The sequence below is a fragment of the Streptomyces endocoffeicus genome, from assembly GCF_016741935.1.
In the GTDB taxonomy this organism is placed as follows: Bacteria; Actinomycetota; Actinomycetes; order Streptomycetales; family Streptomycetaceae; genus Streptomyces; species Streptomyces endocoffeicus.
The window spans coordinates 29,939-43,977 of record NZ_JAERRG010000001.1; the positions used below are offsets into that span (position 1 = coordinate 29,939).

The 14,039-nt window shown below is 69.2% G+C and carries 15 protein-coding genes and 1 pseudogene; 3 read left to right on the forward strand and 13 right to left on the reverse strand.

All coding sequences use genetic code 11. From position 1 onward, the window contains the following. Positions 1–89: 89 nt before the first annotated feature. A pseudogene (locus tag JK364_RS00150) lies at positions 90–730 on the reverse strand (transposase family protein); the annotation flags it as partial. Here JK364_RS00150 and JK364_RS00155 point away from each other — a divergent pair. Next, the gene (locus JK364_RS00155; RefSeq protein ID WP_201846242.1) at positions 680–982 is read left to right on the forward strand and encodes a hypothetical protein; all 303 of its coding nucleotides are present in this window, start codon (positions 680–682) and stop codon (positions 980–982) included. The pseudogene JK364_RS00150 and the gene JK364_RS00155 sit on opposite strands and share 51 nt — an antisense overlap. 255 nt (positions 983–1,237) lie before the next feature. On the opposite strand, the gene JK364_RS00160 is transcribed toward JK364_RS00155, so the two are convergent. From JK364_RS00160 to JK364_RS00200, 9 genes are all read right to left on the reverse strand, one after another. Beyond that, complete coding sequence (locus tag JK364_RS00160; protein WP_201846244.1) at positions 1,238–2,635, reverse strand: FAD-binding protein; 1,398 nt, start codon at positions 2,633–2,635, stop codon at positions 1,238–1,240. 77 nt (positions 2,636–2,712) lie between these two features. After that, a complete protein-coding gene (locus JK364_RS00165) occupies positions 2,713–3,513 on the reverse strand; it encodes a cyclase family protein (RefSeq protein ID WP_307841108.1) in 801 nt (266 codons plus the stop codon). Positions 3,514–3,560: 47 nt separating this feature from the next. Continuing rightward, entirely contained in the window at positions 3,561–3,971 is a 411-nt protein-coding gene (locus JK364_RS00170) for a RidA family protein (RefSeq protein WP_201846248.1), read from the reverse strand. Positions 3,972–4,187: 216 nt separating this feature from the next. After that, positions 4,188–5,603 carry an MFS transporter gene (locus JK364_RS00175; RefSeq protein WP_201846250.1) on the reverse strand — a complete coding sequence of 472 codons (1,416 nt, stop codon included), beginning with the start codon at positions 5,601–5,603 and terminating at the stop codon, positions 4,188–4,190. Positions 5,604–5,641: 38 nt separating this feature from the next. Continuing rightward, entirely contained in the window at positions 5,642–6,355 is a 714-nt protein-coding gene (locus JK364_RS00180; protein ID WP_201846252.1) for an alpha/beta fold hydrolase, read from the reverse strand. Further along, a complete protein-coding gene (locus tag JK364_RS00185; RefSeq protein ID WP_201846254.1) occupies positions 6,352–7,218 on the reverse strand; it encodes an alpha/beta fold hydrolase in 867 nt (288 codons plus the stop codon). Before JK364_RS00185 ends, JK364_RS00180 begins: the two co-directional genes overlap by 4 nt. Continuing rightward, on the reverse strand, positions 7,211–8,071 hold the full coding sequence (locus JK364_RS00190) for an LLM class F420-dependent oxidoreductase (RefSeq protein WP_307841109.1): 861 nt from the start codon (positions 8,069–8,071) through the stop codon (positions 7,211–7,213). The genes JK364_RS00185 and JK364_RS00190 overlap by 8 nt, the downstream gene beginning before the upstream one ends. 212 nt (positions 8,072–8,283) lie before the next feature. Beyond that, positions 8,284–9,201, reverse strand: coding sequence for a fumarylacetoacetate hydrolase family protein (locus JK364_RS00195; protein WP_201846256.1), 918 nt, complete (start codon positions 9,199–9,201; stop codon positions 8,284–8,286). Positions 9,202–9,306: 105 nt separating this feature from the next. Then, complete coding sequence (locus tag JK364_RS00200; protein WP_201846258.1) at positions 9,307–9,780, reverse strand: cytochrome P450; 474 nt, start codon at positions 9,778–9,780, stop codon at positions 9,307–9,309. Positions 9,781–9,922: 142 nt separating this feature from the next. Between JK364_RS00200 and JK364_RS00205 the strand changes: the two genes are divergently transcribed. Then, the gene (locus tag JK364_RS00205; RefSeq protein WP_201846260.1) at positions 9,923–10,180 is read left to right on the forward strand and encodes a hypothetical protein; all 258 of its coding nucleotides are present in this window, start codon (positions 9,923–9,925) and stop codon (positions 10,178–10,180) included. Positions 10,181–10,316: 136 nt separating this feature from the next. Here JK364_RS00205 and JK364_RS00210 read toward each other — a convergent pair whose 3' ends face one another. Further along, complete coding sequence (locus tag JK364_RS00210) at positions 10,317–11,447, reverse strand: PucR family transcriptional regulator (RefSeq protein ID WP_201846261.1); 1,131 nt, start codon at positions 11,445–11,447, stop codon at positions 10,317–10,319. A gap of 175 nt (positions 11,448–11,622) precedes the next feature. Between JK364_RS00210 and JK364_RS56830 the strand changes: the two genes are divergently transcribed. Then, entirely contained in the window at positions 11,623–11,754 is a 132-nt protein-coding gene (locus JK364_RS56830) for a hypothetical protein (RefSeq protein WP_269146164.1), read from the forward strand. Positions 11,755–12,313: 559 nt separating this feature from the next. On the opposite strand, the gene JK364_RS00215 is transcribed toward JK364_RS56830, so the two are convergent. Both JK364_RS00215 and JK364_RS00220 read right to left on the reverse strand, forming a co-directional pair. After that, the gene (locus JK364_RS00215; protein WP_307841110.1) at positions 12,314–13,321 is read right to left on the reverse strand and encodes a TolB-like translocation protein; all 1,008 of its coding nucleotides are present in this window, start codon (positions 13,319–13,321) and stop codon (positions 12,314–12,316) included. A 4-nt stretch (positions 13,322–13,325) separates the two neighbouring features. Then, on the reverse strand, positions 13,326–13,721 hold the full coding sequence (locus JK364_RS00220) for a hypothetical protein (protein WP_201849003.1): 396 nt from the start codon (positions 13,719–13,721) through the stop codon (positions 13,326–13,328). Positions 13,722–14,039: the final 318 nt, after the last annotated feature.

Sequence of the window (14,039 nt, forward strand, 5' to 3'; positions counted from 1 at the left end):
GGAACCGCTCCAGGTGATCACTGATCTCCATGAACCGAGCGAAGAGCGGCCGTGCCGGTCGAGGAAGTCGGCCACGACATCATCAACGCCAGGTGGCCTTCGAGCCGTTCGGTGATGAACGCCTCGAACTCCTCCCCGGCGAAGCCCTTGTCGGCGAGGGTTACCTGCCCGGCGCGGACGAGGCGATGGTCGCGTTCCAGCAGTGCGGTCATCACCTCCCGCTCGCCGAGCTTGGGGTTCGCCAGGCACCAGGAGACCACATGTCCTCGGCGGTGGTGAGCAGATAGAGCCGGAACCCCCAGAAGTAGCGGGAGTGGCTGCGGCAGTAGCCGTATCCGGCGTGACCGGCCAGGCCGGAGCGTTTGACGGTCTCGCGGGAGGCCGCGCGGGGCAGTGGGGTGGAGTCGATCAGCCGCGGGTCGTCGTGCCAGGTCGGCACCTGCTGGGCCAGGGCCTCGCGCACGTGGCTGATCAGCGGGCCGGAGGCGTTGAGCCGCTTGTTGTAGGCGGACTGCTGGGGCAGGTAGCGGATGAGGACACGCCGGCGGACGAGGACATGCGCTGGGCTTCCGCACTGCTGAACCGTCACCCCCGCCCGGGTCGTGGGTCCGGGGAGCGGACAGGAGAGGAAGACGAGGACGATGAGCGCGACCGGGACGCCTGTCAGGAGGCGTGGCGGGTGCGGGAGCGGGTCTTCGAGGAGTGGCGGGGTGCGGGAGCGGGTCTGCACCGTGCTCGCCGGCTGCTGAGCCCGTTCGGGTTCCTTGCACCGTGGGCGGCCAACGCGATGGAGCAGCAGGGCGCCCACGTCGCCAGGTTGCAGCGGCAGGCGAGGAAATTGGTCTGCACGGATGACGTCCTCGAGTACGCGCGAGGCCTCGTGTCTTCGTGGGCCGAGGCCGCCAAAGCAGCCGGACACGCCGAGGGACCCGAGGAAGAGCTGCTCGCGCGCCTGCCCGAGCAGCGCGAGTGGGCTTTGTGACGAATCGTCAAAGAACGCGCGACCGATGAAGCTGTGAGAAGGCCAGCGGCACACTGCCATCGGTAGCTGTTGAGAGGGCGGTGTTCCCCGTCCGTCCGCTGTGCCTCTCAGTCGGTCAGGCCGGCGCCCGGGGCCCGGGGCCGGACCGCTCGGTGTGTGACGGTCCGGCCCCCGCGGGTGGACGGCCAGCCGCTGCGAACGAGTCGGAGCACGCGGCCTCGGTGGTGCGTGCCGGCCGTCCTTCGGTCCAGCCGCTCAGGGCCGGGCAGCCTGGGCGGCCTCGCGTCCCGCGATACGGCCGAACACCACGCAGCGCAGAACGGACAAGGCGCCCGGGTACTCCTGGTACCAGACGCCGGTGGCCACCCCGGCGGCGTACAGGTGGGGAATGGGCGTGCCGCCGGGGGTCAGCACCCGGGCGCGGACGTCCGTGCGGACACCACCGAAGGAGAAGGTGACCGCGGTCTTCACCGGGTACGCCCGGAACGGGCCTTCGGATAGGGTCCGCGCCCAGTTGGTCTTGTCGATGGCCAGCCCCGTCGTGCGCTTCCCGTCGCATCGCGAGACGTCGAACGTGCCGTCTTGCACGGCGCTGTTGAACGCCGAGACGGTCGCTTCGAGTTTCTCCGGGTCGAGTCCCAGCCCACGTGCGAGGCCGGGGATCGTGTCGGCCTCCACGGGGGCGAGGTCCGTCTGGTTGAGGTGCTCAAAGCCGGGGATGGAGAAGGTCTGCGCGTCCCCGATGAAATAGGCCGCGCTGTTCTGGTTCCGCCACACTTCGAACGCCAGCGACTCGTTGAGTCCTTCGAAGGTGCGGCTTCCCTCGTCGACGAATCGTTCGGCGGCCTTGTTGACGATGATCCCGTAGGGCACCCCGAAGATTCCGGCGTCAGGCTTGCTGGACCGGCTGTCGACCAGCTGCACATGGAGCATGTCGAACTGCCCCGCCGTGTCACCGCCGATCTCCGTGATCATCCGGAGGCCGTCACCGACGTTGTTGCGGACTGCGGGCACCACGGGGACGATCTCCCCGGCGCGCGGGCCGACGTAACGGGTCAGCATCTCGTAGTTGCCCTCGAACCCCCCGCAGGCGACGACCACGCTGCCGGCGGAGAGGACGCGCAGGAGCCCGTCAGCGCCCCGGACGAGGACACCGTCGACCCGGCCGGCGCCGTTCAGACGCAGCCGTACGGCCTCCGTCTCGTAGTGGAACGAAACGGCCGGATACCGCTCGATCGCCTCTGTCAGCGCCTCGACTATCGCCTGCCCACCGCCGACGGTGGCCCTGTACGTCGACTCCATGGCGAAACCGGTGGGCGTGTGGTCGAGGGTCACCCCGTGCTTGCCCAGCCAGTCGACCGCCTCTCCGGCGGCTGCCTCGAGGGTACGGAAGTACGCCTCGTCGACCTCCGGGTGCGAGTCGATGACGCGCTGGATGACATCCGGGTCGACGACCCCTTCGGGGTTGACCATCAGGTTCGCCCACGAACCCTTGGTCGCTCCTCCGCGCTCCTGTTCGGAGGAACGCTCCACGACGGCGACCGACGGGGACTCTCCCCTCTCGGCTGCGGCCTCGATGAATCCGAGCGCTGAGGAAAGGCCCGCCGCGCCGGTTCCGATCACCAACAGGTCAAAATGCGAACGTTCTTCCACGGCGTGCCTCCTCAGCACCTCGGACGATGTCGTGGTCTTTCGCTGTAGTCGTGTCGTGGTGGGCGCGGCGGGCAACGTCAGCTCCGGTCGACGAAGGCGAACACGCGGGCCGGCCCCGCCGTACCGCCGACGATCGGCAGGGGGGCGACCACGATCGTCGCTCCCCTGGGCGGCAGGCGATCGACGTTGCGCAGCGATGTCAGGCCGTACTTGTCGGCTCCGAGCAGGTAGTAGTGGCCGGGTCCGAACTCGCCGGGATCGGGGTCACCTGCCCCGGACTCCCCCGGTTCGGAGGGGCCCGCGCCCATGCTGTCGATCCCCACGGCCTCGACCCCGTAGCCGCTCACCGCGGGATGGGCCGCCAGCCACTTGGCCCCGTCGATCGAGAGCCCCGGCCAGCCCTTGGGGTCGAGGAACCGCTCCGGATCGGAGCCGTACGCGCTCCATCCCGAGCGGAAGATGACCCACGAGCCTGGCTCCAGCGGCCCGTGCTCGTGCTCCCACTCCTCGAAGTGCTCGGCCCCGAGCAGGAAGGTCTGGTTCTCCGCGACTTCCGCGGTCTTGTCGATCAACGCGACCGGGCCGATCAGCCGGGTCGGAGAGATCTGGTCGACGGCGAGGCCTTCGCGTCCGCTGATCCAGTGGCGCGGCGCGTCGACGTGGGTTCCGGTGTGCTCGCCCAAGGTCATGTCGCTCCAGGACCAGCCGGGGCCGCGCTCGTCGAAGTCGCTCACCGGGCGCGTCGTGAAACCGGCGCTCGGAGCGAAGGGCGGCGGCACCGGCACCACCGGTGTTCCGGAGTGGAGCGGGGTGGTCAGGTCGATCACTTCGACGGCGCCGGAGGCGATTCCCGCGGTGAAACCGGAGGTAGAGATCACAGCATTCCTTTCCATGGTCGACTCCATGGTCGACGGCAGTCGAGTGATTATTCCGACGGCAGGTAGGCGTGCGCCTCGACTTCGATGAGCATTCCCGGAGCGAGGAACTCCGCGACATATCCGTGTCCGATGAAACCGCGGTCCGGGAAGCGTTCGTGGAATATGTCGTTGAGCGGCCCGAAGTTGCCGCGGTCGTTCAGGATCACCCGGATCTCGTAGACGTCGGCGAGCGATCCCCCGGCGTGCTCCAGGACCTTCTCGATGTTGTCGAAGGTGGTGTTGGCCTGCTCCAGGAAGCTGTCGGGGAGGACGCGGTCGGCCAGTGGACCGCTGAGGTTGGTCAGCGCCGAGGTTCCTGAGACGAACACCCAGTCGCCGATGCGGACCGCCCGGTCGAAGTGGCCGGCCGGATCCGCCAGGGTCGGCGGGTTCAGCGGGATCACCGTGTGCTTCTTCATTGTTCCTCGACTCATTCTTCTCTCTTTCCGGTCATTGGAGCCGATGGTTGCGGCGTGCTGAATTCCGTAAACGGAAGCCGATGGCTTCGACGTGTTGAGATGATCTCCCGGCGGCCGGGTGTGTTCCACGGTGAAGCGACAGGATCAAAGGCCTGGTTTTTGTGGAAGCGACAACACCTCGGCTGCTCCCCAACCGGTCTCCGCCGTCGTCCGCCATCAGGCGACGTCATCGGCTGGCGCGGTTTCCCGGTGGAGCCGGCCCGTGCGCAGGGCCAGCGTCGCGGCGATGCCGCCGCAGAGCGGCAGTGTCAGGCACAGGAAGATCGTCGGCGTGGACCATCCCGCGCCGATCATGAGGCCGCCGAGGGATCCGCTGGCGAGCTGGCCGAGCTGTCCGACCCCGTTCGCCCAGGACGTGCCGGTCGCCCGTGCCGAGGCCGGATACGTCAGCGTCGCCAGCGCCGGCAGGATCGCGTTGGAACCGCCCAGGAACAACCCGAGCAACAGGACGATGCCGAAGAATCCGCCGGTGCCCATCTGCAGGACCCCGACCGCCACCAGTCCCGCGCCGCCGACCGCCCAGAGCAGCGTGAGCAGGGAGTCGGCGTCGGACCGCCACAGCGCGACGGACACCAGCAACTGGCCGACCAGACCGCAGATACCGAAGAGACCGACGGCCACTCCGGACTGCACGGTGGTGAAGCCGCTGTGGTCCAGCAGCAGCGGCAGGTAGTTCGCGATCAGGAAGACCACGCCGAACCCGATGAACGAGCAGAGCCAGAGCAGCAGTGTGGTCGGCAGAAACGCGCGGCACACCAGGGCCGAGCCCGCCGCCTGCCGACGCTGCGCCACCGTCGGCGTCGCGAGGTCCTGTGCGTCCAGGTCGCGGTCCGGGGCGAGTCTGGTCAGGCTCCGTTGGACAGCTGCCGTCGGGCAGCCTCTGGCGAGCAGCGAACCCACCGGCTCCGGTACGAGAGCGGCCAGCACCGGCGCGAGCAGCACCGGCGGGATGCCGCAGATCATCAGCAGGGCGCGCCAGCCCAGCGTGGGAAGCACGGCGGAGGCGAGGAAGCTGCCGAGGACGTACCCGACCGCGCCGCCGCACCAGGTCAGCGAGACCATCGACGCCCGCCGGGCGGTCGGCGTCGACTCGGTCACCATCGTTACCACCGCGGGCACCATGGCCCCGATCCCCGCGCCGGAGAGGAGACGCAGGGCGACGAACGCGGGGATCGACGGCACGAGGCCCATGCCCGCAGTGGCCGTTCCGAAGACCAGGAGGCCGACGATGGCGATGCCCTTGCGGCCGAATCGGTCGGCCAGCGGGCCCGCCACGACCCCGCCGAGCGCCATGCTGAGTCCGCCGAGTGTGACGGTGAGGGTCACGATGCCCATCGTCGTCTCGTGCTCTCGCACGAGCTCCGGGTAGACGAAGCCGGCACTCGCGAGGTCCAGGCCTTGAACGATCATCGCGGTGAAGCAGACCGCGACGATGAGCCACTGCCGTTTCCCCATGCCGATGAGGTCCAGGATTTCCTGTGGGTTCACCTGGGTGGTGGAGGGGGTGGCTCTGGCGGGGCTCTCGGAGGGAAACTGTTGGAACGTCGGCGGGTCGTTGGCGTTGTTCGGCACAGTGATCTCACCTTGATGCGCGAGTGGTGGATTGGCGGTCACAGCCAGCCGGTGAGGATGGACAGGAAGCCGTCCGGATCGTCGAGTTGTAGGTCGTGGCCTGCCTCCGGCAGCGTGGCCAGTTCGAAGCCGCGGTCGGCCAGAAGCCCGGCCGCGGCCGGGCGGACCACGGAGCCGACATCGGCGAGCAGCAGCAGGCTCGGCGTCTCCGCCCGTTCCGGCAAGTAGTTGGTGTGGCGTCGGGAGAGATCGGCGACAGCGTCCAGTACCGCTGGATCGCACAGCGCGACGCCGTCTGCGAAGGCCTCGGCGTCGGCGGGCGTCCACTTCGGGTGGACGACGAGCAGATCGTTCGCCCGGATGCTGCTCAGCGCGGACCGGATGCGGGCGAAGTACTCCGGTGGCTTGATGTCGTGCTCGAATCCTGGCTCCGCGTACACCGCGCGGCGCGGGCGCAGGCGTTCCACGGCCAACGACAGCACGGTGGCTCCCAGGGAGTGTCCGATCGCGATGTCCACGGTGCCGCCGGCGGACTCTGGCAGGGACTCGACCAGGTCGTCCGCCCACGCTTCGGGAGAGTACGAGCCTCGGGGGCTCAGGCCATGGCCACGCAGGTCGGGGGCGAGCACGGTGTAGCCCAGTGCGGCGACCCTGGGTGCCAAGCTGTTCCAGATGCGGCTGTCGACGGTGCCGCCGTGGATAAGCAGGGCGGTGCGGGGACCGTCGCCCTGGATTCGGGTGTGGAGTTTCATGATGTCTCCATGGAGCTGCCGGTTGCCCGCACATGGGTTGTGATCGGCCCGGCCAGTCGGTCAGCCGCGGTCTCCAGCATCCAGTGGCCGATGCCCGGCAGGGTGAGCGTGCGGAACTCGCCCGCCACATGGTCGCCGCAGCGTGCGGCGGTGTCCCGGGTGAGCGCGGGGCCGTCGGTCCATATGTAGAGCGTCGGCACCAGGGTCTTATCCACCTCGGCCATCCGCTCCAGCGGGATCAGGTGCCATGCGAGGGCCGCGGCCAACACGTCCTCTTCTCCCACCCGCGACGCGGTCCGCTCCACCTCCTCCGGGGGCATGCCGGATCCGTGCAGGAACTCGCGCAAGCCGCATCCGTCGTCGGCGAGGAGCGCTCTCGCCGCCAGTACCGGCGGATTCATCTCCTCCAGGGCCGTCCACTGGGCGCGCTGTTCCGCATCCGCCGCCACGGCCAGGGCGAACGCCCGCGGATGCGGGAAGCGCAACGCGGTCAGCGAACGCACCCGATCGGGCGCGGAGGCCGCCAGCTCCCAGGACTGCATGGCGCCGTTGCCGAATCCGCAGAGGTGGAAACGGCCGAGCCCGAGGCCGTCGGCCACGCCGAGCGCGTCGGCCACCACGGCCTCCAGGGTGTAGGTGTCCAGCGGCGGGCGTGCCCCGGCCGAGTAGCCGCGCTGGTCGAACGCGATGGTCCGGATGCCCGCCTCGGCCAGGCGCCGACCCAGTCCGTCCCAACTGGCGGCGCACTGCGGGAAACCGTGCAGTGCGAGGAGCGGTTCACCGTCGCTGGGGCCCCATTCCCGGACGTCGAACACCAGGTCGTCGACCTGAACGCGGTTCTGTCGCTGTCGGTGATCAGCCATCATCTTTCCTCTGCTGTCCGTCCCCGTGCGGGTCCCCGTGCTGTCCGCCCCCGAGCCCGTCCACGACGGACGCGAGCTCGTCGAGCCGGTGCAGCACCTCCGGATCCGGCCGGGCGCGCGTCACGAACACGCATCGCTCCACGCCCATCTCGGCGTACGAGTCCAGTCGGGACCTGTCCGCGGGCGCGCCGAGTACGGTGACCGAGATCCGGCCGCGGCCGGAGTCGGCGGCCCGTCGGGTCAGCTCGGCGATCGCGGTGGCGAGGGGGGCGTCGTCCTGCCCGATCGTGTTGGGCAGCCAGCCGTCTCCGTACTCCAGCACCCGGTCGAGGACCGTCGGGCCCATGCCTCCCACCAGTACCGGCGGATGCGGCCGCTGCAGGGGTTTCGGCCACTGGTAGGACGGCTCGATGCGTACGTGGTCCCCGTGGAAGTCGGCGATCTCGCTGCCCCACAGCCGCTTCATCGCGAGCACCCGCTCGCGCAGCAGGGCCATCCGGGTGACCGGATCGGTCCCGTGCTGGGCCATCTCCTCACGGTTCCAGCCGGCGCCCACGCCGAACAGGAACCGGCCGCCGCTCAGCCGGTCGAGTGTGGCCACCTGCTTGGCGGTGTGGATGGGGTCACGCTGGACGAGCGCGCAGATGCCGGTGCCCAGGAGCAGGGTCCGGGTCGCCTGCGCCGCCACCGCGAGCGCGATGAAGGGATCGTAGGAGCGGTAGTAGTCCCGGGGCAGGTCGCCGCCGCCCGGATACGGAGACGCGCGGTTCGCGGGTATGTGCGAGTGCTCCGGAAAGAACAAGGAGTCGAATCCGCGCTCTTCGACCGCCTGGGCGAGAAGCTCGGGGCGCATACTCTCGTCCGTGACGAAGCTCGCGATGCCGAATCTCAGAGGGCCGTTCTCCTGTCGCTGCGAAATATCCGGGTCCTGGATCCCGGTCCGGGGGCCGTCACCGCGCCGCAGCCGGGTGGTACATGTCTGCCGGCTGCGGTGGCGGGGGGCCGGTGCCGGCAGCGGCATCCATGGGTCTGCCTTCGGGGATCTGGTGCGTGGCCATGTGCTCCTCAGCGGACGGTGAGCGGATCGGGGACCTCGTCGCACACCACCAGGTCCATATGACCGAGACCCGTGATCGCGGCCTGGATCCGGTCCCCGTCGCGGAGATAGCCGGGAGGGTCGAGCTGGAACCCGCATCCGGCGGGTGAGCCTGTGAGGATGAGGTCGCCGGGGAAGAGGTCCATCGTGGCGCTGACCGATGCGATCAGTCCGGGAACGTCGACGAGCATGCTGCTGGTCCACGCGTCCTGCCGGCGTTCTCCGTTCACCGACAGCGTCAGACGCAGAGGCCGGTCCGGATCGATCTCGTCCGAGGTCAGCAGCCAGGGACCGGTCGGGCAGAACGTCGGGAAGCCCTTGCCACGGGCGATCTGCAGCAGCAGAGGGTTGCTCGCCCCGGCGCCCAGGACGATGTCCCGGGCGGTGACATCATTGGCGATCATGTAGCCGGCCACGTGCGCCTGTGCGTCCTGCCGCCGGATCCGGCGGCAGGCCCGGCCGATCACCACGCCGAGTTCCAGCTCGTAGTCGAGCTGCGTGGTCTCCGGTGGCTTGACCAACGGGTCGTTCGGTCCGCTCAGCGCGCTCGGCGGCTTGAGGAACACGACCGGATCGCCGGCCGGTTCCGCTCCGCTGAGCACTCCGGTGGCGTGCTGAGGGTAGTTGAAACCAATCGCGACGATCTTGCCGGGGCGCGGCACGGGCGGTCCGAGGCGCAGCCCGTTGAGCGGGACGGCGCCGTCACCGGCCACCACGGCCTGCCGCACCAGTGCGTCCACCGCGGGCCAGAGTCCGAGGAGGTCCCCCATCTCCGCGATGTGCAGGCCGGCACGGCCGAGAACCGGGCGCAGCGGCAGCAGCAGGTGGTCATCGATCAGCACTCCCGGTTCCTCGCCGTTCGGCGGGCCGTAGGTCACCAGGCGCATCAGCTGCTCTCCTTCACGTTGCCAACAGTGATCGCGGCGGTCGGGCAGTCGTGCGCCGCGCGCAGTTCCCGGGCCCGCAGCAGTGACTGCGGTCGGCCCTCGCCCTCATGCGGCCCGCCCCAGCCGCAGCGGGAGTGCCTCGATGGAGGCGAACGTCAGGTCGTGGGAGCGGACCGGCTCGTCGGCCGCCACCTCGGCGTCGGGGAAACGGGCGAGGAAGCGGGTCAGGAAGATCTCGCCCTCCCATCGCGAGAGCGGTGCCCCGGGACAGTAGTGCGCACCGGCGGCGGAGGCCATGTGCCGGTGGTCGGTACGACTGATGTCGAGGCGGTCGGCAGCAGGGAACCGGCGTTCGTCCGGGTTGGCCGCCGCCAGGCCGAGCACCACGTGCGTGCCTGTGTCGAGGCGTTCGCCGGCGACCTGTACCGGGGCGGCCAGGTCGCGCCAGACGAAGTGGACCGGTGCGTCGAAACGCGGCGTCTCGGTCCAGGCGTTGGCGGCGAGGCCGGGTTCCGCGCGCAGGGCGGCCGACTGCTCGGGGTTGTGCAACAGGGAGCGGACCGCCGAGGTGAGGCTCACTCGCGTTGTGTGGTAGCCGGCCGCGCAGCGAGTCCAGGATGTCGCCGAAATAGTCGAAGTAGAAGCGCGCGTCGTCGTCAGCGGCGGCCAGGGCGTCGGGGGTGAGGTCGCCCTGGCTGAGCACGTGATTGAGGGCGGGCTGGTGGCTGAGCAGCGTCTCGGCGTCCGACTCGGGCGCATGGATCAGCCGGCAGGCACCGATGTGCGCGGGCACCGTGCCCGGCTCATGCTGCACCCGCGCCCGCTCGTCGCGCAGTACCGCATCGACGTCGGTGTACCGGATGACGACACAGCATCGGCGGCCGTTGAGCGCGGTCCACAGCACTGCAGCGTCGTCGCGCAGTCTCCTGTAAGTCGAGTAGCGATCGCGGAGAAACCCCGGGTCGAAGATCACGTCTGACGGCATCGGCTGTGCTCCTCGCTTTCGGTACGCCGAGCGTAGGAAGCGAGCCGCTGCCGGACATTGGGCGAACGCCGGGATGCCGGACCGGAATCATGTGGATTCCACAAAGCGTCGGCCCGCCCAGAACCGCCGGCTACCCGGGATCAGTCAGATCCGCCAGGACGGAACGCAGCAGACCGGGGAGCGTCCGAGGGTCGAGCCCGGTCAGATCCTGCCACCGGGTGAGCCGGTAACCAACCGTGTTCGGATGCACCCCCAGTTCGGTGGCAGCACCGGAGAGCGTGAAACCGCACCGGGAGAACGCCCGTACGGCGTCGACCAAAATCGGGTTCTCCCGTGCCACCTGCCTGGCCCGCGTGAACAGCGGCTCCAGTCGCTGCTCACCGCCCGTCAGGCTCGCCTGCAGCCATACGTCCTCGAAGTGGATGACGCCGCTTCCGTCCCCCGGTGCCAGGCGCAGGGCCCTCTCCGCGTCCCCGATGCTCATTTCGGCACCCACCAGGCCCTCCCGGAGCAGCCCGACGCCGAGCAGCGCCCCGCTGCCACCCAGCTGTGACACCCGCGACACCACCTTCGCCGTGGGCACATTCTGCGCGAGGACGATCAGCACTGCTCCGTGCAAACCGCACTGAACCGTCCCGCCGAGCTGTCGGGCAGCCCGGTGCAGCGGATCCAGCTGGCCCTGTGACCAGGCCCGCGCGGGGGCGCACAACGCCTGGAACCGACCGGACAGATCGAAGCCGAGCTCCCGTGCGATCTCCCGTACCTGCTCATCCGTGGCACCGCCGCCGCGCAGCAGTTCGAACAGGCGCTGGCGAAGCCCGGCCTCGTAGCTGTGCCGGGCCCCGGCCTCCTCGATATACGCGTCCACGACGACGCTGCTCATCGCCTGGATCCACAGCCAGATCGGCCCCACCAGTTCGATCAGCGCGCCTTCGTCCCCGTCGTGCGCCTGGCGCAGCTGCTCCCACAGCTCGCGGGCCACCACGTGGAAGGCGGCCAGTACGTCATAGACCGGCAGCCCATAATAGGAGCGCCGACGCGAGGCCAGCTGAATCTCCCGCAACTGGTCGGCGGCCGGCTCCTCGCCCGCTGCCAGGCTCGACAGCAGAGTCTGCGCGGTCGCCCGGACCGTCCGGTAATGCTCCTCGCGCGGCAGTTGGGCGTAGGACAGGATCTCCGTGCGAATGCGCTCCGTCAGCATCTCGCTGATCTCATCGATCCGGTCAGTGAGGACACCACACAGCCGACCGAGTTTGCCCAAGCGGTCAACACTTGGTAGGTCGTCGGTCACGAGCGTCATCAAAACACGCCATCGAATCTTTTCCAACATTCTGGGGGGACCACAACCGCACTCGGGGCCGCAGCGGCATTGCACCTGGTACGGGGCCTTGATGCGGCGGTCGGCTCGTATGCGTCCGAGTAAAAGAGCCAAGATCATGAGGAAACACCCAGCCAGATCCGTGGCCTTCGGGCGGTGTGCCCTCCCTGGCACCTGGACCATGAAGACCACGGTCCAGGAGTCGGAGATCGACGTGAGCGAGTCGAGGCGGATACGGGTGGAGCGGTAGCGGGTCGATCACTCAAAGCCCAGCCCCGCGCATCCGACGCACACCCAACGCGCACACCCCGCAGACCGCGCCCCACACTCCGTTGTCCAGGAACAACGGCAAGATGGCCTGGCTACCGCGACGTCGAAGAGAGCATCTGGATCATCAGGCACGCCCGTAGCGCCACCGAAATCCCCCGCCTGATCGTGGCCGGCGTCCTCCCGACCGCACGTCCGACCCCGCACTCCCTGCGCCTACGGCCCTCGGCCGGACAAGCGGGTCGGTGCCACCGAAGCCTTCATCAACAGCGGACACCGCAGCGGAAAGAGCGAGGCCAACGACTCGCGCGATCGAATCGACGGTGTCGACTACAACCAGGTCGCCCCACCGAGCGACTGGAGCCGTCGCCGCAGACTCCTGACCTGCCATGGTCAGGCCCGTGGTCGACCGGGCCGACGACTTGGTCGGGCTCACGGCCGGCCCGGCGGGGTTCATGGTCGGGGGCTGTCGCGGGTGCCGCACTGCTCCCGCGCGGGCGCGGGAGCAGTGCGGCACCCGGAGAGCGCGACAACCGGGCCGATCAGTAGAAGCGGCGGACGAAGACGTCCGACTTGCCGTTGGTGTCGCCGGGCACGATGTCGTCGGCCGTGGAATGGAAGACCACGTCGCGCCCATCGGCGCTGACCGCGTCGGTCCCGGCCGAGGCGGGCTGGTTCGAGACGATCTCGTCGGTGCCCGTCTCCAGGTCGCGCAGTGTGAGCGACGGTCCGTTCGTGTCGTGTGGGGCGTACAGCAGATAGCGGCCGGTGGGATCGATGGCCACGCCCCGCACGTTCGGCACCAGTTGGTCGGTGCCCGAGCTCTCGTCGTGGATGTAGGTGTCGGAGCCCGAGAGGTAGACGACCTTGCTGCCGTCCTTGCTGAGCTGGACGAGTGTCGCCGCCTTGGACGGGCCCTCGATCGGGCCGGAGGAGGTGTCGTCGGTCCGGTCCCACACGAAGACGTCCTCCGCCTGGCCGTCCTGGTAGGCGACGAAACGGCCGTCGCCGCTGATGGACGGCCGGGCCGAGGCGGTGTGGCCGAACTCGGCGACGGTCTCCGTGGTACCGGCGCGCCAGTCCCGTACCTCGATGCGCTGCCGGGAGGGCGGTCGATTGAAGGTGGCGACCTGGGCGATGTAGCGGCCGCCCGCGCTCAGCGACGGCTGGCTGCAGCTGAGGCCCGGGCAGTTGATGCCGATCGTGCTTCCCGAGCTCACCTGAGACAGAAAGGACTTCGTGTCTCTCTGCAACAGCCCCCAAAAGGCGACGTATTGCCCGTCATCGCTGATCACCGGGCCCTGATTCGTTGGGGTGATGCTGCTCATCAGCGTGGTCTGGCCCGCCCCCTGGTCGCGGACGAACACCCTTTCCCATGTCACCGGGTTGGCGGGCGTGAGGTTCTTCGCCAACGACGAGAAGGCGATACGTCGGCCGTCGGTCGTGATCGTGGCGCCGACGGAGTCGCCGTCGCCCTGGGTGCCGTCGGTCGCGACGCTGATCCGCTCGACCCCGGCTCCGCTGTCGCTCGCGACGCCCGGCACGGTCATGGGCTCAGCCGAAGCGGCTCCGGGCAGCACCGTCGTAACCGCGCAGACCACGACCGCCGCGCTTAAGGCGGCCCGCACACATCTGGTGGCGCTCCAGTTTGCGTTTCCCCTCATTTTCCCCCCAGTCAGGACACGGTCTCTCCTCCAGTTCCCCACTGGAGGTCCGCAAGCATGGAACCGCGATGGCGCTGTGGGGACAATGCGCCACATGGCGTATTGAGAGGCGCGGTTTCGGCCATGTGAGAGCCGCCTCGACGAGGCACCGGGTGCCCGAGCGCCAGAACATGGCGCCGGTGCGCTTCACGCCGTCCAAGTCCCGGCCGGTCAGAATCCGGCCGATGCCGAACATGAGATATTCGGCGGACTCCTCCGCCTGCTTGTCGAACTTTGTCCGTGCCATCGGCCGTGCCCTTTTCGGTGTGCCTCCAGGCACCACACACCCGGAAGCGCACACCGACGGTAAAAGCGCCGGCCCGCGGACAGAGGGTGCGGGATGACCAGGCCGGTGCCCGGGGCAGCCGCCGTCAGCGATGGTGACGGTGTGGTGCCGGGCAGGGGTGGCCGACCACCACGACCAGTCGGCCCGGTGAACGGGGCTATCCAGGAAGGACGCGGTGATCACACCAGCCGCACGGTGATCACCCATCGAGGTGAGGGCCGACAGGCGCGTTGTCCATCGAGCTGTTGACCCGGTCAGTACACGTTCGAAGTCCCAGCA